Here is a 19,716-nt window from a genome sequence, read left to right as displayed (position 1 = left end):
ACCGCAGTATGGCACACGCTTATTTCTGCCGTGCTTAGAGTCCCAGTACCGTATTGCTGATTGCTTCTCCACCTTCGTCCCATATTTCCTGAAAGCGGGCGCGGTAGGGGTTTAGTTCTATGCTTTCGTCAATCAGCAGCTTGCTGCGAGGCTGGTCGCGCTCAAAGCGGATCAGCCCGTGCTTGTCATCGACGATGATCATTGCGTCGCGCAGGTGGGCGAGTTGGGGCGGCGTTTGTTGCATTGCAAAGCGGTGATTGTGACTGCCCTGCAGTGCCATCAGCAATGGATTTTTCTGGCGTAAGGGTTCGGCGTTGCGGACTGCGATCATCAGGCATTGTCCGTTAGTCGCTGTTCTCAGGATTCGCTGCAAGTGCGGTAGGCGGCTGGCGGAGTCCAGTCGTAATTGGCTGAGGTCTTCGTCGTAAATGCAGATTTTTTGACAAGCCATCGCCAGCAGGCGATCAATTGCTGCCTGATAGTCGTTCCAGGAAGTGATCAGTTCTCGGGCCATGGCGCATAGTCTAACCGATTGATAGAATTCGCGCTTTTTCGGAGTTGACCGTGCCAATCGGGATTATCGAATCGCTGGATCATGAGGCGAGGGGCATTACCCGCCTGGATGGTAAAACTGTTTTTGTCGACAGTGCCCTGCCAGGTGAAACTGTCGAGTACGCCAGTTTCCGGAGAAAACCAAGCTACGAGTTGGCGCATCTGGTCAGCGTCCTGCGGCCATCTACGGCCCGTGTTGAGCCACGCTGCCCGCATTTTGGGGTGTGCGGTGGTTGCGCCATGCAGCATATGGAGCCCTCAGCCCAGGTGGCGGCCAAGCAGCGCGTCCTGGAGGACAGCTTGTGGCATATCGGTCGCGTCCGGCCGGACAGCATCCTGCCACCGATTCACGGCGAGCCCTGGGGTTATCGGCACCGGGCTCGACTGGCTGTGCGCAAACTGCCCAAAAAGGGCGGCGTGCTGATCGGTTTCCACGAATGGCGGAGTAGTTACATTGCCGACATTCAATCTTGTGCGATCCTGCCGCCCCATGTTTCGGCATTGCTGATGCTGATGCGCGACCTGATCGCTTCGCTGTCGATTGCCGAGCGTGTGCCGCAGTTGGATTTTGCCGTTGGCGAACAGTGTACGGCGCTGCTGCTGCGTATTCTCGAGCCGCTCAAGGCCAGGGATGAGCAGTTGCTGCGGGATTTTTCCGATCACCATAAAGTGGTGTTTTATCTGCAACCCAAGGGGCCGGATACCGCCTATCGCTTCTACCCGCTACCCGGGCCACGACTGTCTTACACCTTGCCCGAGTTTGGTCTGGAACTGGACTTTCGACCGACTGACTTTACTCAGGTCAACCATGCGGTGAACCGGGTTCTCATCCGGCGTGCACTGCGTCTCCTCGATCCTCAGCCTGATGAGCGGATTGCCGACATGTTCTGCGGCCTGGGGAACTTTACGCTGCCGATAGCCCGTTCCGGTGCCCGCGTTGTCGGCATTGAAGGGAGCGAGGCCTTGGTCAAGCGGGGGCTGGAAAGCGCGCTAGCCAATGGCCTGGCGGAGTTTGTCGAGTTTGGTGTGGCCAACCTTTTCGAATGCACCGAGGCATCGCTGGCCGCGCTGGGGCATTTTGACAAGATGCTGATTGATCCGCCGCGGGAAGGGGCGGTCGAACTGGTCAGGGCCATCGGGCCGGACGGGCCGCGCCGGATCGTCTATGTCTCATGCAATCCGGCCACCCTGGCCCGCGATGCCGCCGTTCTGGTGACTAGCAAAGGCTATCGCTTCGTTGCGGCCGGTGCGGTCAATATGTTCCCGCACACCTCGCACGTTGAATCAATTGCCGTTTTTGAGCGCGTATAAACAGGTTTCGTAAACGGAAGAAGGGCGGCTCAGGCCGCCCTTCTTGTTGTTGCCAGTAAAGCTTAGTCGCGTTCGCCGGTGAAGGCCATGATCAGTTGCAGCAGGCTGACGAAAACGTTGTAAATATCGAGGTAGACCGCAAGGGTCGCACTGACGTAGTTTGTTTCGCCACCTTGTACGATACGGCTGATGTCATACAGGATGTAAGCCGAAAAAATCATCACGACCGCCGCAGCGATGGTCAGCGAGAGCGCGGGAATCTGGAAGAAGATGTTGGCAACGGCTGCTAGCAGCACAATGATCATGCCGACAAACAGGAATTTGCCCATGCCGCTGAAGTCGCGCTTGCTGACTGTGGCTACGGTCGACAGCGTGAGGAAAATGGCGCCGGTGCCGCCTGCGGCCAGGGCGATCATCGAGCCGCCGTTGGAGAAGCCGAGGGCGACCTGAAGAATGCGCGACAGCATCAGGCCCATGAAGAAGGTAAAGCCGAGCAACAAGGCCACGCCCAAGCCATTGTTCTTATTCTTCTCGATTCCCCACATAAAGCCGAAGGCAATACCCAAGAACAACAGGAAAGCAATGAACGGACTGCCCGCCATGAAGCTGAATTGAATCTGGATGCCAATCAGGGCACCAATTACGGTCGGCACCATCGATAGGGCGAGCAGCATGTAGGTATTACGCAAAACGCGGTTCTGCTGCAGTGCGAAGCCGGAAGAACCCTGGCTGGAAATTTCAAAGTTGTTGTTCATGCGGAGTCTTTCCCTATGGTGTTTCAACAGTATCTAAGACTAACGGAGGCGGGCTAAAGTTTCAATGCAGGACGTTGCCGCCTCGAATGCTCGATGTGATCTCCTGTGCTATCATGCGCGCCTCTCGGGGCCGGGTGCCGTATTTGATTGAACCTGCCGCGAAATATGTTGTAGCTAGTACAGTGGGTCTGTGGCAGAGCGGTTGAATGCACCGGTCTTGAAAACCGGCGTGGGGAAACCCATCGTGAGTTCGAATCTCACCGGACCCGCCAAAACTCCTAAAGATCGAGAAAACTGCCGACTTCTTCGGCGCGCGCCATGGTGTCGGCGTAACCCAGGTCGATCAGTGCCCGGGTAAACGGTTTCTCGAAGAGTAGATAGCTCGTTAACGCGCCGCCTCGGCGATTCATTGCCCCCAATCCCGTCAGTAGCAGCTTTACCGGCCTCGGCAACGAGGTAGCGTGTTCGGCCGCGATCTTGTCCAGTCGTTCCGAGGGTTACACATTAGTCAAATCTTGGCTAAGTCCTAACCGACGTAAGTTCGGTAAAAAGGACCATAAAAGGACGAATGCTCTGTCCAGATTGATAAATAAAAACTTCAATTTATATTGCCTGAACTCCTTTCAAAAGATCGAGATAGGGGTGTGCCTAGTTGCCCTGCGTTTGCGACGAGGGGGCGAGGTTGTCCGTGGTGCTGCCGAGTTGGTGTGCGCGGCCTGGCCAGGTAGGGTGGTGATGGCTGGCCAGCAGTTGGGGCGAGGTGGGCTGCTGACGTGTGGCAGTGGAGGGCGTGATTCTTCATGCTCCCCTTCCCCGAAATAGGTCATCTTGTGGGGAATGAGATGGCGACAAGTCGTCGGGTGTGTCGGGTTCGGGGGGGGGGGGGAGTGTCCAATCCTGCATGCAGCCGTTCTGAGCGCTTAACGACAGGTGGTGGAGGGCAGCAGTCACTCAAGCCGGAAGCCCGCTGACAATTCCTCGGCCAAAACGGCCGTTGGCCTGTGCTGGTGCATCAGGCTGCAGACCACCGGTTACCTGCCGTTTATTCATCAGGCCAGCGTATTTCCACTTCTGGCCTGCTGTTGCCGATAGAGCCGCCTGACAGCTAGCTCAAAACACTTGACGCATTGACGACCCCGACGCTGCCGATCTGACCTTGCTGCAAGGGGCAAGGTTGCTCGTGGCGGTGCCAAGGTGGCGCACTGGGGCAGGCCGAGTAGGGTGGTGGTGGCCAGCCAGCAGTTGGGGTGAGGCGGGCTGCTGGCGTGTGGCCGTGGGGCGGTCGATTGCCGATGGTGGGGGAAGTTGAGGTGGTCCCAGTGTCGGCTAGAACTTTAGGCACTGAGACCCCTCAGAAATGCTAGAAACTGAGAACCTGAAAAACTGCCTCAGGCTGTTCCTGCCTATTCCGGCGCTAGTAGGGTGAAGACCTTGGCGCCACGCTCACGGACGGTAAATGACCATTTGTGTGCAGATGGATCGTTGCCGGTGTATCGCTCAATCACAGCGAGTGCTTGACGTTTGCTAATGCCGGCCTCTGTGGCAACTTCGCCGGCTAACATCATCTTGGTATTTACACCCCGAGTAATGTTAGACATAACAGACGCAATTACGTCTGCATCCGATTTTCCTTTGGTACCGGGGGTTCAAAGCCTCTGGCATGCTTGGAATAATGAACGAGATGGTCGCCAGCGACCAAGCGAAAGGTGTCATCGTCATCCTCGACACGATCAAGAAGTTTACGGACCTGATGGACAAAACCAAGGCCAGTCAGTTCACCAAAGTAATTCGGCAATTCGTGATGAAGGGTGGAACCGTAATCGGCATGGCGCATACCAACAAAAAACTTGGGGCCAACGGCAAGCCAATCTATGGCGGCACGTCAGACATCGTGGACGATTTTGACTGCGCTTACACGATAGCGACAGAAGAATGCTCAAACCCCGCCGAAAAAATTGTTGTATTCGACAATATCAAACGCAGGGGAAGCAATCCGGTGAGGGTTTCTCCAGGGGCGCTATGGGGGTAAAACTGTTGGTTCTAGGTTTGCTTGGCTAGTTTTTAAGCATTTTTCGAAGCTCGTCAGTGAAGTTTGAATAGCTATCGCACGTCTGGCTTGTTATCGAAAATACAGGTGACTTTGTCATCCTATCCATAAGCAAGAGTTCAATCTCTATCTCACTCCATTGGTTTAAGCAGAATAATTCGATAGTTCTAATGTTGGTATGCACCAAATACCGCACGTTTTCTTGGTTTAGCTCGTCAATCTGCCATCCCTCTGCCGTGAAGGTATCTTTGATCGGTTGTAGAACCCTAAGCGTTCCAGGTTGTATATAGACGGTTTTCTGGGTTGGATCGATGTTCTTTGTTTTAATCGAACTAACGCCGGTGCAGCCAGCTAACAGGGCAGTGAAAAACGCGATGATTAGTATTTTTGTCATGGCTTTGGTCAAGAGATATTGTGGATAGGCAATGCCCTATGTGGACTCAATTTTTTGATTTGCGTTGAATGGTTTCAATTGCCCAGATTGCGCCCAGTAGGCAAAGAATAGATAGGAGAGGCTGCGCGTATTCAATTGAAAAGATGATACTGGCAGCCCCCAGAAGCCCATAGCCGCCTCCAAGCATCAGCACATCAAGGAATCTCGCACCGACTTTCTGCTGGTAGTTTGCAAACTGCTCAATTCCAAATTGATTGAGGCGGTTGAAACGGCGCTTGTTATTCCAAATTAAGAGGAATCCTCCGACGGCGACTGATAGCAGAATCAGCAGATCTGACTTGTTCATGGATTCATGATTGTCATTGCTGAGCTGTCGCCAAAGGAACAGGGAAAAAGCCACTGGATTGAATTGCTTCGACCGGTTCGTCCGCAAAGAATACGCGGATTATGTAGCCACTTTCAGATTTCCATTTTTCTTGGCTTAGAACCCATTTTTCGACAAATTCTGTGACTGTTTTTCGTGCGTATTCTCGCTGCAAATTAAGATATTTTGGGGATGAGGCACGCTGCCCAAGAGAGGCAGTGATAGATTTTTGAAGTTCAGCAACTTGTGAGCCGCCACTAAGAATTGACCATTTTCCAACGGACTCACCTTCGAGTTTTGCAGTATCAATAGCTACCGGTAAAGAAGGTTTGGCTGCGGGAGCAATCACTACAAAGGTCTTATCCCTACGAATAAAACGCCATTCTGGAGCCAGCTCTACATGGTAGCGATAGGTCGCAGGGACGCGAATTTTGGCAATTGATTTGCCTAAATTAACCCCGAGTGCAGAGTAGGCCGTAGCTTGCTCAAACATTTCTGTGGCAACAACGGTTGAGACCTCAAGTAGGCCTCCTTTTGTTCTCATGACTATCTGTTCATCTTTGGCAATAACGGTCACTGGTCCTGTCACGCCAAGTTGCATCCCGTGTCCGTAATATATGCCAGCGCCAACACTGATAGCGACCACAAGTATTAGTAAGGCTATTTTAGTAATCATATTTTTCTCGAAATTTAGAGTGATGATGTCATGATATTTGCCTTCGTCATGTTGTAACGAATGACGTGACGACGCAAGTGGGGTTCTGACGAGACTCGCAACATGTGTCGTGTTATCCAATCTGCTAAACCGTGCAGGTGATCCTGGGGAAAACTAATTTTCTGAAGATTTGAGTAGAGTCCTCCCCGAAATGCCCAGTGCGTGATGACAGGTTTTCAGAATTCCAGTTTTTCAATTTCTCAGGGGAGTCAGGCTAACTTTGCTGCCTGCCGCTCGACCTTCATGTGGCTATAGCGTGCTAGGCAGGCCAAGGTTTTGTGCCCTGAAATTGATGCAACCTCGACGGTGCTCAAGCCTAGTTCGTGCAATCTGCTGACTGCCTCATGCCGCAGGTCATGCCATCGCAGATCCTTGATGTTGGCCCGCTCGCGTGCATACTCGAAGGCACTCCGTACCGTGGGCATCGGGACCGGGAAAACATGTCCTTTCAGGTCGCGGGGGAGCGCGCTTAGAACTTTTACCGCTTTACCGGATAGTGGGATGACTCGGTTGTCACCATTCTTTGTGCCTCGAAGAACAGCGATCCGCTTGCTTAGATCAACATCGGCCCATTGCAACTTAAGGGCGTCGCTTCTCCGGCAAGCCGTCTCGATTGAGAACAGGAACAGCGGCGCTATCCAGGGACTTCGGCATTTATGAAGCTCGGCCAGTAGCCTTTGCTCCTCGTCTCCCTCAAGTCTGCGTTCCCTGCCGTGCCCCATTGAAGGTTTGCGAATTCCTCTGACGGGATTGGTAATGGCATAGGACCACTCAAGACGTGCATGTTCGAAAACTGCAGACAGTGTGCAAAGATCATGTCTTGCCGTGATGGGCTTTACTGTAGCCAAACGACGGTCACGGAATGCAGCCACCTCAGCCGAGGTGATCGATTTGATGTTCATGCCGGCCAACTTGTCAGCCTCAATCACACCAAGGCGATATCTCTCCTGAAGTGCGCCGCGTTTGGTGGGTGTAACTTCCCTCTTGTATCGATCAATTAATTCAGCGAGGGTGGTCTTGGTAGTTTCGGCTGGGGAGTATTCCCCTAGATCCATAGACCGTTCGATACCGCGTGCCCAACGCAGGGCATCTTCCTTGTTAATAAATGCTTTAGAGAGCGTGGGGTAGCCCTGTCGCTGTATGCGGCACTGCCATTTTTCCCCGCGAAATCGGATTGAAGCCATTGCTCACTCCTTAAAAGGACGTGGGCAGGACGAGCCAAGCGTTTAACTTTGTGTGATTTCTAATGTGTTTTGCGGTGCATCTACCATTGCTACGTTACTGGTAGTGCTTCCCTAGACCTTGAAAACCGGCGTGGGGAAACCCATCGTGAGTTCGAATCTCACCGGACCCGCCAAAACTCCTAAAGATCTAGAAAACTGCCGACTTCTTCGGCGCGCGCCATGGTGTCGGTGTAACCTAGGTCGATCAATGCCCGGGTAAACGGTTTCTCGAAGAGCAGATAGCTCGTTAACGCGCCGCCTCGGCGATTCATTGCCCCCAATCCCGTCAGTAGCAGCTTTACCGGCCTTGGCAACGCGGTAGCGTGTTCGGCAGCGATCTTGTCCAGTCGTTCCGAGGGCGAAATGATCAGCGTCTTGATCGGGCGGAGGGGAATGCCGGCCGCAGTCCGCATTTCCGGCGGGATGGCCGATAGTGTCTGGTTGATGCGTTGCAGGCGCTCGATATCGACGGCGAGTCCGTCAAGAAAAATACTGGAAAGGGCGTGGCCGGCGATCTGGGCGAGCGAGGGATGTGTTTCGACACGGCGTCGCTCCTGATGTTCGTTGGCCTGGCTGGCACCAACGATCAGAATGCGCTCGGCACCGAGGTGAATGGCCGGCGAAATCGGTGCCAGTTGGCGCATTGAACCGTCGCCGAAGAATTCCCGGTGGATACGGGTGGCCGGAAAGATGAAAGGAATGGCGCTCGAGGCCAGTAGATGGTCTACGCTGATTTCGGCGCGAATGCCAAGGCGGTGGACGCGCTGCCAGGGTTCGGCTGAGGAATGCGCCTGAAAGAAGCTGATGCTCTCACCAGATTCGTAACCGGAGGCGGAGATACTGAGGGCGTGCAAGGCGCCCTTGGCGATGGCGCGCTCGATGCCTTTGAAATCGAGATTTCGGCTGAGCAATTCGCGCAGCGGGGCGTTGTCGAGTAGCGAGCGGGGTGGGTTGCGGAGCAGCCAGCCGAGGGCCAGGGTGGACATCCAGCGGGCGCCGGAAATGCCGATGCCGACCGCGTCTGCCCGGTAGATGTCACTGGCACGCATGTTTCGCCAGACTCCGGCGAGGATGGCGACGGCCTTGCCAAAATTGTCCGCCAAACAGGCTATGCCTGTCGCATTGATGGCGCCGGCCGAGGTGCCGCAGAGGATGGGAAAGGGGTTGCGCCGGTGGTGGTGGGAAAGCTTGGCGACGGCGAGCAGGAAGCCGACCTGGTATGCCGCACGGGCGCCGCCGCCGGTCAGGATCAGGCCAGTTCGCATGTGGCTGCCAAGGTCCATGATCGATCTGCCTTGAAGTTATTGACCCAAGCCGGCAGGTCTGCTGCTGGCATCGGGCGGGCAATGCCGTAGCCTTGCCCCAGGCGACAGCCCAGTTGCAGCAAGCGGGCGCCATGGGCCGCCGTTTCGACTCCTTCGGCAATCACTTCACGCTGAAAGCTTCTGGCCAGTCCGATGACGCCCTGGACGATGGCGAGGTCTTCCGGGTCGGAGAGCATGTCGCGAATGAAGGAGCGGTCGATTTTTAGTGTATGCGCCGGCAAGCGTTTGAAATAGGTGAGCGAAGAATAGCCGGTGCCAAAGTCGTCGAGGGCAAACGAGACGCCGGTTTCAAGGCAGTCATTGATCACGCTACTAACGTACTGAATGTCGTCGAGGGCTGCTGTTTCGATAATTTCAAGTTCCAGCCAGGCGGCGGGCACCGCCGGGTGTGCACCGAGCAGTTGGCGCAGGCGGCTGGGGAATCCCGGGGCCTGCAGTTGGCGGGCGGCGATATTGACGCTGACCGGGAGACCTAGTCCTTGAGTGCGCCAGCGGTCCATTTGGCCCAATGCGGTGGTGATCACCCACTCGCCGAGCGGCGTCGCGAATTCAGTGTCTTCAACCAGGGGCAGGAATTCGGCGGGCGGCAGCAGCCCGTGTTCCGGGTGCTGCCAGCGAATCAGGGCTTCGGCGCCGGTCACCCGGCCGCAAGACATGTCGACCTTCGGTTGGTAATGCAGCACGAACTCGCCGGCCTCGAGCGCGCTCTGGATGCGCGAAATCTGGGAGTTCCTCGAGCGCAGCTTGTTGTCCAGGTCCGCATCGAAGAAATGATAGCGGTTGCGGCCGGCCTGTTTGGCGACATACATCGCCTGATCCGCGTGGCGGAGCAAAAGATCTGGGTCGGCAGTGTCGTTGGGGAAGAGGGTGACCCCGATACTGGCCGAAATCGAAACGCTCTGGTTCTTGATGGTGTATTCGCTGGACAGCGTGCTGAGGACGCGGAGCAGGGCGGCTTCACATTCGCCGAAGTCTTCGGCGCGCAGCAGTAGCGCGAATTCATCGCCGCCGAGGCGGGCTACCGTATCGCTGGCGCGCACTGCGCACCGCAGTCGTTCGGCGACTTCCATCAGCAATTGATCGCCGGCATCGTGACCGAGGGAGTCGTTGATCGGCTTGAAACCATCGAGGTCGAGATAGGCCACGGCGAGTAGCTCGCCGGTGCGCTTAGCCTGGTGAATTCCTTGTGACATGCGGTCGGCGAGCAGGACCCGGTTCGGGAGTTTGGTCAGCGAGTCGTAATGGGCCAGTGCTTCCAGTTTCGACTGCTGTTCTTTGAGGGCGGTGATGTCGGAAAAAATGAAAATATAGTTACCAATATCGCCCGCCGGGTTGCGCACGGCGCTGACGGTAAGCAGTTGCGGGAAAGGCTCGCCGCCTTTGCGCTGGCCAAGGGCTTCGCCACGCCAGTGACCACGCTCAGCCAGGGCGTCGGCGGCTTCCTGATTGAAGCTGCTGTTGGCTTCGCCGACGAAGTGGCGACGTAAATCGTCGCCCAGTGCTTCGGTGCGGCCGTAACCGGTCAACTCGCTGGCCATCGGATTGAGGTCGATGATCTGCCAGTTATGGTCGGTGACGATGATCCCTTCGTGGGCCTCGGCAAAGACGCTGGCCGCCAGGTGCAGCGAGGCCTCGGCATTCTTGCGCTGCGTGATGTCCACCGCCGTGCCGCGATAGCCGGAAAAATGTCCGTCGCTGCCGAAAAAGGGTTCGCCATGAATTTGCAGGAAGCGTACGGTGCCATCGGGGAGTTTGACGCCATATTCGAAGCTGCGGAATACCTGATGGGCTTCGAGTTGGGCGCGATGGACGGCCCATTCTTCCGGGCTGAGCGTCGTATCAAGCTCCCAGCGCCGTTTGCCGTGCAGCCATTTGGCGATGTGTTGCGATTCGTTGCTCAGGCGGCCCGAGCGGCGCTCGGTAAAGCGAAAATCGCTGTCCTGTTCCCAGTAGAGGTCGGTCGACAGGTTTAGCAGGCTGCGGAAACGTAGTTCCGAGTCGCGCAGGGCTTTGAGCTGTTGGTCGATCTGCTGGGTCATCTGGTTGAAGGTGGTGGCCAGTTGGCCAACCTCATCGCCGGATTCAATGTTCAGCATGACCTTGTAGTTGCCCTGGCCGACCGCTTCGCTGGCCCGTCGCAGTTGCATCAGGTGACGGGTCAGCCAGATGGCCAGGGCGGAGAGCAGCAGTATTGAAAGGATGATTTCAAGTGCGGCAATGGTCAGGCTCTGCCTGATCAGATGTTGCCGTGCTTCGAGGATGGCCTGGGTGGAAATGCCGAAATGGAGTTCGCCATAGACCTGGCCCGACAGGGTGATCGGAATCTGGGTGCGGATTAGCGGCTGCCTGGAGGAAAGGGTGATGTTCGTTTCGGCGGCCGGTGGCGGCGTATTGATATCCCAGCCATCGGCGAGCAGAGGTTTGCCGCGGGTGTCGCTCAGGACAAAGTATTGAATACCATCCCGCCGCCGGCTTTGGCTGAAGACGTCGGCGATCGGAGCATAGTCCTGGGTCGCCATGGTGGAGGCGATGGAGGCATTGAGCAGGACCGAGACTTCCTGCAAGCGCAGTTCAACCTGTTGTTGCAGGGTGTCATCCATCAGGCGAAGTCCGTTCCAGACCAGCATCGCGAGCATGATGACTTCAACCAGAACGCTGGTCAGGACCAGTTTCCAGCGCATTGACATGCCGGAGATCGGCTTCATAGGTCGAGTTGCCTGCGGGTTTCTTTGAGGTAGGGGTCGAGCGACTTCATGAATGCCTCATCAGCAGCCTCAATGCCCTGAAAGCGACTGCTCTCGAGAAACTTTGCGCCATCGATGGTTTTGGGGAGCTGGAGCAGTGATTGCCTGATCTGCTCGCGCCGGTTGGCATCGAGCGCCGGACTGGCGAGCAGGGTGACGTTGGGCAGGACTGCAGAGCGAAAGATGCTGCGCACCGCATCGCGCTGTTCGGCCGGGCTCTGGTCCAGTGCAAAGTGGGCGATGATCGCGGCATCGGCATCGCCGCGGGCGACGGTCAAAATGCCGGTATTTTGCGAGTTGACCGGCAGGTAGTGGAGATCTTTTTCTCTGATCCCCTGTTCGGCGAACAGGCGGCTCATGGCGATATTGACCAGGATGGAGCGGTCGGTGACGGCGATCCGCCGGCCTTTGAGGTCAGCCAGGTGCTGGGCGTTCGAGTTCTTGCTGACGACGACAGCTGCATGCAGTGGTCCGGTGAAGCGGGCGAGCGGCAGGTAACCGCCTTCGATCTGGGCCAGTCGTGCCTGGTGGGCGGCGGTGATGACGATATCGAAATCGGGCTTCAGGGTGCGCCGGGCGAAAGTTCGAACATCGGGCGCGGTGTAGAGTTCGACCGGGCGGCCCAGATCTTTTTCAAGTTGCAGGCGCAGCGGCTGAAACAGCGAGATCAGTACGTTCGGCGTCAGGTACGGAATGATGCCGATGCGCAAGGCTTCCGGCTGAGCGTGCAGGTGAGTGGCCAAGCCAAACCAGAGGGCGATTGCCAGCCAGTACGGACGCATCGCTTTCATGGATCTCCCCCTTTTGCCGGTTTAATGCTGTCGTTGTTGTCCGGGCAGTATAGGGGAGGATGTTTCGATGCTCAATCCAGCTTGGCGCGCAGTGCATCAGCCCAGCAGTTGGGCGTTTCGTAAAGGCGGACTTGTTCGAGTTGCAGGTGATTGCCGTAAGTGTCGCGGTAAACGGCATCCAGTCGATCAAATGCGATACGGGCCAGATTCTCGGCAGTCGGGACGCGGTCGAGAATGACTGTTTTATGGTCGGGCAGGGAGTTCAGAAAGTCGACAATCGCCGAGTCGCCGGCAAAGGCGAGAAAGGCATGGTCCCACTCATCGACCAGATGCTGCTTGGCCAGATGCTTGACCTGCGAGAAATCCATCACCATGCCGTTCGCGGCGTCGCCCGCCTTGTCGATGACCTGGCCGGAAAGGGTGATTTCGATGACGTAGCGGTGCCCGTGCAGGTGGCGGCACTGGCTCTTGTGGTCGGGAATGCGATGCCCGGCATCAAACTCGAGGCGGCGGGTGATAAACATGGGTGGATTGCTCTGCAAGGCGGTCGCGGATTATACAATGCGGCATGCTCTCCACAGACGATCATCGCCGGGACAGTGCCGGCTTGCGCTACGTTTATCCGGTCGTGTCGCGCCGCGCCGGCGGGGTGTCGGTCGGTATCAACCTCAATACCAACAATGCCTGTAACTGGGCCTGCGTCTATTGCCAGGTTGAGAATCTGACGCGGGGCGGTCCGCCGCCGATCGATCTCGATGTTCTGGAGGAGGAGTTGAGCGGTTTTCTGGCCGATGCAGTGCACGGTGATTTCATGCAACGCCAGGTACCGCCGGAGGCGCGTCGCTTGATGGATGTCGCCTTCTCCGGAAATGGCGAGCCGACCAGCGCTCCCGAGTTTGCCGAGGCGGTGGCGCGGGTGGGCAAGGTGTTGGCGAATTTTGATCTGCTCGGCAAGTTGCCGGTTCGCCTGATCACCAACGGCAGCTTGCTGCACCGTCCGGAAGTTCAGGCCGGGATCAGGCAACTTGGCGAGTTCGGCGGAGAGGTCTGGTTCAAGATCGACCGGGTCGATCCAGCCGCGGCGGCCGAGGTGAATGGTGTTCCCCTGGTGGCGGAGCGCGTATTCCGCAATCTGGAACTGTGTGCCGGCTTGGCGCCGACCTGGGTGCAGACCTGCTGGTTTGCCCTTGATGGCGAGGTGCCGCCAGCTACGGCGCGTAACGCCTACTGCGAGTTGTTGAAGCCACTGGCCAGCCGTCTGGCCGGCATTCATCTCTACGGTCTGGCGCGGCCTTCGATGCAGCCTGCTGCGCCACGGCTGAGCCGCCTGCCGGCGGAAGAACTGTCGGCGTTTGCCGACGAGATCCATAAAAAAACGGGCATTCGGGTCAACGTTTCCCCGTAATGCCCGTTTCTGTGCCCCAAGGGTACTTCCGTGGGGGCGCGGTCGACTGCGATTTCAGGCCAATATTCAGGCGGCCTTTTTGGTGCGGCTGCGGGCCGACTTCTTCAGGGACTTGAACAGTTCCGGTTCCTGCGACTTCAGATACTCGACGACATCCCAGTCTTCACGCTTGATCGACTTGATGTCGATTTGTTCAACGTGCACCAGGCGCAGCAGTTCGCGCACCGGTTTCGGCATGTTGCGGCCGCTTTCGTAGCGGGAGCCACCGCTTTGGGTCACGCCCAGCGTGGACCAGAATTGTTGCTGGTTGAGCCCGAGTTTGCGACGGATTTCGCGGGCGTCGATTTTCTCGATGGTTTTAACAGTAGTCATCATCCAATCTCCATACGCTAGTGTTCTATGGGTACCCAAGCATCCTAGCGGTGTATGACTTAGGTAATATGACTTAGTGTATAGCTGCTTATGACGTTCCGCAAGTGCAAATGCCATAAATATTTTTAACTGCGCCGATAGAAAACCATAATTATCATGGGGTTGATCCGGCAAAGCGGTTCTGCACGCTGGGTTTTGAGGATTGCTCTTCCCGAAACCGGGCCGATGTTCTAAGATCATCTGACAAATAAAACCTCTGTTCAGGAGAATTCGATGCAGGTGCGAGAGATCCTTCGCGTCAAGGGCGCCACGTTGTACACCGCTACGCCACAACAGTCTCTGGCCTCTGCCATTGATACGATGGCTGAACTTGATGTCGGTTCGCTGGTGGTCATGGCTGGCGGCAAGATGGCCGGCATGCTGACTTTTCGCGAAGTCATGCAGGCCCTGAAGCAGCACAAGGCCAGCCCGGAGGCGCTCAGCGTTGGTGAGGTCATGGTCCGCGAGCCGGTAACCGCCTTCCCTGAGATGGAGGTCAACGACCTGCGTTACCTGATGATCGAAAAACACTCGCGCTATCTGCCGGTGCTCGATGGCGACACCCTGATGGGCGTCATTTCCTTCCTCGACGTCGCCAAGGCTGTTCTTGAAGAGCAGAGCTTCGAGAACAAGATGCTGAAAAGCTACATCAAGAACTGGCCGGACGAGCCGCAGGTCTGATCGGCTTGAGCGATGAAAAAGGCGGCTACGGTCGCCTTTTTTATGTCCGTGTGAAAGCGCTCAGCGGCTGTCCCAGCCGTAGCGTTTGGTGCGCTGCCAGCGGTTATCGGCTTGCCGGAGTGTGTTGATGGCGGCGGGTGGCGTGGTTTTTCCCGGTTGCGGTTGCGTTGAGCGCTTGCCTGCGGTCGACGTGTCGGGCGGGGGCTTTTTGCTTGGCATGGTAAACTCCTGATTCCATATTAGACTGTCCCTCCCCATGTCAGGCAATACTTTTGGCACGCTGTTTACCGTTACTTCCTTTGGCGAATCCCATGGTCCGGCCATTGGTTGCGTCGTCGATGGTTGCCCGCCCGGACTGGCGCTTTGCGAGGCCGATATTCAGGCCGAACTGGATCGCCGCAAGCCTGGTACTTCGCGTCATGTGACGCAGCGTCGCGAGCCGGACACCGTCGAGATACTCTCCGGCGTCTTTGAAGGCAAAACGACCGGGACGCCGATCAGTCTGCTGATTCGCAATCAGGATCAACGCAGCAAGGATTACGGCAATATCGCCGAGACTTTTCGTCCCGGACACGCCGACTACACTTATACCCAGAAATACGGTTTCCGCGACTATCGCGGTGGCGGTCGTTCGTCGGCCCGTGAAACGGCGGTTCGCGTCGCAGCCGGGGCGATTGCCCGCAAGTGGCTGCAGGAGCGTTACGGTGTCTCGATTCGCGGCTGGATGAGCGCCTTGGGACCGATCGAAATTCCCTTCGTCTCGGCCGACGAGATCGACGGCAACGCCTTCTTCGCGCCGAACGCCGCAATCGTGCCGCAGCTTGAAGACTATATGGACGCCTTGCGCAAGTCGCTGGATTCGGTTGGCGCCAAGATCACCGTCACCGCCACCGGCGTTCCGCCGGGCTGGGGCGAGCCGGTTTTTGACCGGCTGGATGCCGACATCGCCTATGCGATGATGGGGATCAATGCCGTCAAGGGGGTCGAGATTGGCGCCGGCTTCGCCTCGGTCGCGCAAAAAGGGAGCGAACATGGCGACGAAATGACGCCGCAGGGCTTTGCCAGCAACCATGCCGGCGGCGTTCTCGGCGGAATTTCAAGCGGACAGGAAATCGTCGTCAACATGGCGATCAAGCCGACTTCGTCGATTGCCCAGCCGCGTCATTCGGTCGATGCGCAAGGGAATGCCATCGAGGTGGCGACGCAGGGGCGGCATGATCCTTGTGTCGGCATCCGGGCGACACCGATTGCCGAAGCGATGCTGGCGCTGGTCCTGATCGATCACGCCTTGCGCCATCGGGCGCAATGCGGCGATGTGGTTTGTCAGACGCCGCGCATTCCCGGTGTAATCGCTTAAGATTGCTGGTTTTAGCCGCCATTCGGCGGGGCTTTGTATCAGGGAGAGTACTATGCAAGTCGAACATCACGACCTTCATCACGAGTTCCCGGAGCTGGACGATGCCATTCATGCCCTGAAAACGGGCAACGCGCATTTCGCCAAGTTGTTTTCGATTTACCACCGGCTGACCGGGCGCGTCGAAGACCTCGAGGAAAACGACATGCCGGTGGCTGACTTCACCATCGAAGACATGAAGAAACAACGAGTCAAGCTCAAGGACGAGCTCTACCACATGCTGCTGGCCTATCGCGCCGGCCAGCAGTCGGCCAAGGCCTGATCGCGCCTTGGTCCGAGGATGCATCCGGTAGAATTGCCGGATGCATGCATTGCCCTACTGGCGCCTCTCGGGCTACTACTTTTTCTATTTCGCCTTCATTGGCGCGTTCTCGCCCTATTTCGGGCTTTATCTCCAGTCGCTGAATTTTTCGGCCTGGGACATCGGGCTGCTGATGTCGCAAATGCAGCTGATGCGCCTGTTTGGTCCCAATTTGTGGGGCTGGCTGGCCGACCGCTTCGGCCGGCGTATGGCGATCATTCGTCTGGCGGCAGCCATCGGCCTGGCCGGTTTCCTGGCTTTCTACTGGCTCGACCGCTTGCCGGGCATGTTGCTGGCCATGGCTGTGCTGGCCTTCTTCTGGAGCGCCGCGCTGCCGCTGGTTGAGACGCTGACTTTTGACCACCTGCGCGAAGAGCGCGGGCGGTACAGCCGGATTCGGCTGTGGGGGTCGGTGGGTTTCATTCTGGCGGTGATGGGTACCGGCGGCTTACTTGATATGGCGCCGCCGGTGGGGGTGCTTTGGGTCTGCACCGGTATTCTGTTCGGCATTCTCGGGCTGGCGCTGGTCTTGCCGGAAGCGCCATTGGTTGAACACCCCAGGGATGGTCTTTCGATCGGTGCGATCCTCCGCCAGCCGCGGGTCAAGGCGCTGATGAGCGCCTGTTTCATGATGTCGGCGGCGCATGGCGCTTTCTACGTCTTCTACTCGATTCATCTGGCCGGGCATGGCTACAGCAAGACCGAGGTCGGTGGCCTATGGTCGCTCGGTGTGCTGGCCGAAATCCTGGTCTTCATGTTGATGAACCGGCTGACGCTGCGTTTTTCGCTGCGCGCCATTCTTCTTGCCAGCTTTGCCGCCGCGGTTGTCCGCTTTCTGATGATGGGCTGGGGTGTCGAATCGGTGGCCATCATGGTGCTGGTGCAGTTGCTGCATGGCCTGACTTTCGGCGCCTATCACGCCTCGGCCATCGCTGCCGTCAATCAGTGGTTTCCGGGGCGAGCGCAGGCGCGCGGCCAGGCACTTTATTCCAGTCTTTCTTTTGGGGCCGGTGGTCTGCTGGGGGCGCTGATCAGCGGCTGGATCTGGGAGCCGCTCGGCGCCGGCTGGACATTCAGCCTGGGGGCCGGCTTCGCCTTGCTCGGCTTTGTCCTGATCTGGGGTTGGGTTGGCGGGAGCGCTGCGGTCGACGCCCCGGCAAGGGCAAAAACCAGCGATCCTGTGCAATAATTCGACGCTTTACGGCCCTAATTTAGTTCCATGCCGAAGACACTCTACGACAAGCTCTGGGAAAACCATGTTGTCCATCAAGAAGCGGATGGCACGGCTTTGCTCTATATCGACCGTCACCTTGTACACGAAGTGACCAGCCCGCAGGCTTTCGAAGGCCTGAAGCTGGCTGGCCGCAAGCCTTGGCGCGTCTCGTCCATCGTCTCGACGCCGGACCACAACACGCCGACCGATCACTGGGATGAAGGGATCAAGGATCCGATCTCGCGCCAGCAGGTTGAGACCCTTGATGCCAATATCCGCGAAGTCGGCGCCCTGGCCTATTTCCCGTTCAAGGATCCGCGCATGGGTATTCTCCATGTCGTCGGTCCGGAGAACGGCGCAACGCTGCCCGGTATGACTGTCGTCTGCGGCGATTCGCACACCTCGACGCACGGCGCTTTCGCCTGCCTGGCACACGGCATCGGTACCTCCGAGGTTGAGCATGTGCTGGCGACGCAGTGCCTGCTGCAAAAGAAATCGAAGACCATGCTGATCGCCGTCGACGGCAAGCTCGGCAAGGGCGTTACCGCCAAGGACGTGGCGCTGGCCATCATCGGCACCATCGGCACGGCGGGCGGCACCGGCTATGCCATCGAGTTCGGCGGTAGCGCGATCCGTGGTCTGAGCATGGAAGGTCGCATGACGCTGTGCAACATGGCGATCGAAGGTGGCGCCCGGATGGGCTTTGTTGCGGTCGACGACACCACGATCAACTATTTGAAAGACCGTCCGTTCTCGCCCAAGGGCGAGGTCTGGGAGCGCGCTGTCGAATACTGGCGCACGCTGCATTCCGATGCTGGTGCACAGTTCGACCGTGTTGTCACGCTGCAGGCCGAGGCCATCCAGCCGCAGGTTACCTGGGGGACGTCGCCAGAAATGGTGGTCGCGGTTGGTGCCGCGGTGCCCGATCCGGCCAAGGAAAGCGATCCGGTCAAGCGGGAAGGCATGGAGCGGGCGCTGCAATACATGGGCCTGAATCCGAATACGCCGATCCAGAACATCGCCATCGACAAGGTGTTCATCGGTTCCTGCACCAATTCCCGGATCGAGGATCTGCGCGAAGCCGCCTCGGTGCTGAAAGGCCGTCACGTCGCTGCCAACGTCAAGCTGGCGCTGGCGGTGCCGGGCTCGGGGCTGGTCAAGCGTCAGGCCGAGGCTGAGGGGCTGGACAAAGTGTTCATTGCCGCCGGTTTCGAGTGGCGCGAGCCGGGCTGTTCGATGTGTCTGGCGATGAATGCCGACCGTCTGGAGCCAGGCGAGCGCTGTGCCTCGACCTCCAACCGGAATTTCGAAGGGCGCCAGGGGCCGGGCGGTCGCACCCATCTGGTCAGCCCGGCCATGGCTGCAGCGGCGGCCATCGCCGGTCGTTTCGCTGACGTGCGTGAAGTTCTCTGAGGAGCGGACATGGAAAAATTTACCCGTCTCGAAGGTCTGGTCGCTCCGCTCGATCGTAACAACGTCGATACCGATGCGATCATCCCCAAGCAGTTCCTGAAATCGATCAAGCGTTCCGGCTTTGGCCCGAATGCCTTCGATGAATGGCGTTACATGGATGTCGGTCAGCCCGGTCAGGATAATTCCGGGCGTCCGAAGAATCCGAATTTCGTGCTCAACCAGCCGCGCTATCAAGGCGCCCAGGTGCTGCTGACCCGTGCCAATTTCGGTTGCGGCAGCTCGCGCGAACACGCACCATGGGCGCTGCTCGACTTTGGCTTCAAGGCGATCATCGCCGAGTCGTTTGCCGATATTTTCTTCAATAACTGCTTCAAGAATGGCATTGTGCCGATCGTGCTGCCGGCTGCTGAAATAGAGGCACTGTTCCAGCAGGTGGAAGCCACGCCCGGCTACAAGCTGGTGGTAGACCTGCAGGCGCAGGCGGTAATTCGTCCGGACGGCCACGGTGTTCCATTCCAGATCGATGCCTTCCGCAAGGAATGTCTGCTGAACGGTTGGGACGATATCGGCCTGACCCTGCGCCATGCCGAGAAAATTCGCGAGTTTGAAGAAAAGCGCCGTATCAACCAGCCCTGGCTGTTTGCGTAACAAGGAAAA

The 19,716-nt window shown here is 57.6% G+C and carries 21 protein-coding genes and 1 tRNA gene; 10 read left to right on the top strand and 12 right to left on the bottom strand.

From position 1 onward, the window contains the following. Positions 1-34: 34 nt before the first annotated feature. A complete protein-coding gene (locus GH663_RS09685) occupies positions 35-514 on the bottom strand; it encodes a DUF7931 domain-containing protein (protein WP_153131425.1) in 480 nt (159 codons plus the stop codon). A 50-nt stretch (positions 515-564) separates the two neighbouring features. Here GH663_RS09685 and rlmD point away from each other — a divergent pair, with 50 nt between their 5' ends. After that, a complete protein-coding gene (rlmD, locus tag GH663_RS09680; RefSeq protein ID WP_153131424.1) occupies positions 565-1,863 on the top strand; it encodes a 23S rRNA (uracil(1939)-C(5))-methyltransferase RlmD in 1,299 nt (432 codons plus the stop codon). 62 nt (positions 1,864-1,925) lie between these two features. On the opposite strand, the gene GH663_RS09675 is transcribed toward rlmD, so the two are convergent. Next, positions 1,926-2,618 carry a Bax inhibitor-1/YccA family protein gene (locus GH663_RS09675; RefSeq protein WP_153131423.1) on the bottom strand — a complete coding sequence of 231 codons (693 nt, stop codon included), beginning with the start codon at positions 2,616-2,618 and terminating at the stop codon, positions 1,926-1,928. A gap of 184 nt (positions 2,619-2,802) precedes the next feature. Between GH663_RS09675 and GH663_RS09670 the strand changes: the two genes are divergently transcribed. Further along, positions 2,803-2,890, top strand: a tRNA-Ser gene (locus GH663_RS09670). A gap of 6 nt (positions 2,891-2,896) precedes the next feature. Here the strand turns inward: GH663_RS09670 and GH663_RS21360 are convergent. Then, on the bottom strand, positions 2,897-3,028 hold the full coding sequence (locus tag GH663_RS21360) for a hypothetical protein (protein WP_281349782.1): 132 nt from the start codon (positions 3,026-3,028) through the stop codon (positions 2,897-2,899). Positions 3,029-4,290: 1,262 nt separating this feature from the next. On the opposite strand from GH663_RS21360, the gene GH663_RS09660 reads away from it, so the two are divergent. Next, positions 4,291-4,647 (top strand): hypothetical protein, encoded by a 357-nt coding sequence (locus GH663_RS09660; protein WP_153131422.1) that lies wholly within the window; start codon positions 4,291-4,293, stop codon positions 4,645-4,647. 458 nt (positions 4,648-5,105) lie between these two features. Here GH663_RS09660 and GH663_RS09655 read toward each other — a convergent pair whose 3' ends face one another. The 7 genes from GH663_RS09655 to queD form a co-directional block, all read right to left on the bottom strand. Next, entirely contained in the window at positions 5,106-5,405 is a 300-nt protein-coding gene (locus GH663_RS09655; RefSeq protein ID WP_153131421.1) for a hypothetical protein, read from the bottom strand. 13 nt (positions 5,406-5,418) lie between these two features. Next, the gene (locus GH663_RS09650) at positions 5,419-6,099 is read right to left on the bottom strand and encodes a hypothetical protein (RefSeq protein ID WP_153131420.1); all 681 of its coding nucleotides are present in this window, start codon (positions 6,097-6,099) and stop codon (positions 5,419-5,421) included. Between the two features lie 248 nt (positions 6,100-6,347). Further along, entirely contained in the window at positions 6,348-7,322 is a 975-nt protein-coding gene (locus tag GH663_RS09645; protein WP_153131419.1) for an integrase, read from the bottom strand. A 179-nt stretch (positions 7,323-7,501) separates the two neighbouring features. Then, complete coding sequence (locus GH663_RS09640) at positions 7,502-8,644, bottom strand: patatin-like phospholipase family protein (RefSeq protein ID WP_153131418.1); 1,143 nt, start codon at positions 8,642-8,644, stop codon at positions 7,502-7,504. Further along, positions 8,611-11,391 carry an EAL domain-containing protein gene (locus GH663_RS09635; protein ID WP_153131417.1) on the bottom strand — a complete coding sequence of 927 codons (2,781 nt, stop codon included), beginning with the start codon at positions 11,389-11,391 and terminating at the stop codon, positions 8,611-8,613. The genes GH663_RS09640 and GH663_RS09635 overlap by 34 nt, the downstream gene beginning before the upstream one ends. Further along, positions 11,388-12,221, bottom strand: a complete 834-nt coding sequence (locus tag GH663_RS09630; protein WP_153131416.1) for a phosphate/phosphite/phosphonate ABC transporter substrate-binding protein — start codon at positions 12,219-12,221, stop codon at positions 11,388-11,390. Before GH663_RS09630 ends, GH663_RS09635 begins: the two co-directional genes overlap by 4 nt. A 71-nt stretch (positions 12,222-12,292) precedes the next feature. Then, positions 12,293-12,745, bottom strand: a complete 453-nt coding sequence (queD, locus tag GH663_RS09625) for a 6-carboxytetrahydropterin synthase QueD (protein WP_066883746.1) — start codon at positions 12,743-12,745, stop codon at positions 12,293-12,295. A 44-nt stretch (positions 12,746-12,789) separates the two neighbouring features. Between queD and GH663_RS09620 the strand changes: the two genes are divergently transcribed. Beyond that, positions 12,790-13,626 (top strand): radical SAM protein, encoded by an 837-nt coding sequence (locus GH663_RS09620; protein WP_153131415.1) that lies wholly within the window; start codon positions 12,790-12,792, stop codon positions 13,624-13,626. A 66-nt stretch (positions 13,627-13,692) separates the two neighbouring features. Here the strand turns inward: GH663_RS09620 and GH663_RS09615 are convergent, their stop codons facing one another. Then, positions 13,693-13,998, bottom strand: coding sequence for a helix-turn-helix domain-containing protein (locus GH663_RS09615; protein WP_066884413.1), 306 nt, complete (start codon positions 13,996-13,998; stop codon positions 13,693-13,695). A 273-nt stretch (positions 13,999-14,271) separates the two neighbouring features. On the opposite strand from GH663_RS09615, the gene GH663_RS09610 reads away from it, so the two are divergent. Continuing rightward, a complete protein-coding gene (locus GH663_RS09610) occupies positions 14,272-14,718 on the top strand; it encodes a CBS domain-containing protein (RefSeq protein WP_153131414.1) in 447 nt (148 codons plus the stop codon). 60 nt (positions 14,719-14,778) lie between these two features. On the opposite strand, the gene GH663_RS09605 is transcribed toward GH663_RS09610, so the two are convergent. Further along, complete coding sequence (locus GH663_RS09605) at positions 14,779-14,937, bottom strand: hypothetical protein (protein WP_153131413.1); 159 nt, start codon at positions 14,935-14,937, stop codon at positions 14,779-14,781. Positions 14,938-14,974: 37 nt separating this feature from the next. On the opposite strand from GH663_RS09605, the gene aroC reads away from it, so the two are divergent. From aroC to leuD, 5 genes are read left to right on the top strand one after another with little or no spacing between them, the layout of a single operon-like run. Next, the gene (aroC, locus tag GH663_RS09600) at positions 14,975-16,075 is read left to right on the top strand and encodes a chorismate synthase (protein ID WP_153131412.1); all 1,101 of its coding nucleotides are present in this window, start codon (positions 14,975-14,977) and stop codon (positions 16,073-16,075) included. A gap of 52 nt (positions 16,076-16,127) precedes the next feature. Beyond that, complete coding sequence (locus GH663_RS09595; protein WP_153131411.1) at positions 16,128-16,394, top strand: HP1242/YdcH family protein; 267 nt, start codon at positions 16,128-16,130, stop codon at positions 16,392-16,394. Positions 16,395-16,434: 40 nt separating this feature from the next. Continuing rightward, complete coding sequence (locus GH663_RS09590) at positions 16,435-17,622, top strand: MFS transporter (protein WP_153131410.1); 1,188 nt, start codon at positions 16,435-16,437, stop codon at positions 17,620-17,622. A 30-nt stretch (positions 17,623-17,652) separates the two neighbouring features. Beyond that, complete coding sequence (gene leuC / locus GH663_RS09585; protein WP_153131409.1) at positions 17,653-19,059, top strand: 3-isopropylmalate dehydratase large subunit; 1,407 nt, start codon at positions 17,653-17,655, stop codon at positions 19,057-19,059. Between the two features lie 9 nt (positions 19,060-19,068). Beyond that, entirely contained in the window at positions 19,069-19,707 is a 639-nt protein-coding gene (gene leuD, locus GH663_RS09580; RefSeq protein ID WP_153131408.1) for a 3-isopropylmalate dehydratase small subunit, read from the top strand. Positions 19,708-19,716 lie beyond the last annotated feature (9 nt).

This window comes from Dechloromonas hortensis (assembly GCF_009469765.1).
In the GTDB taxonomy this organism is placed as follows: Bacteria; Pseudomonadota; Gammaproteobacteria; order Burkholderiales; family Rhodocyclaceae; genus Azonexus; species Azonexus hortensis.
This window is presented reverse-complemented; position numbering and strand designations above follow the sequence as displayed.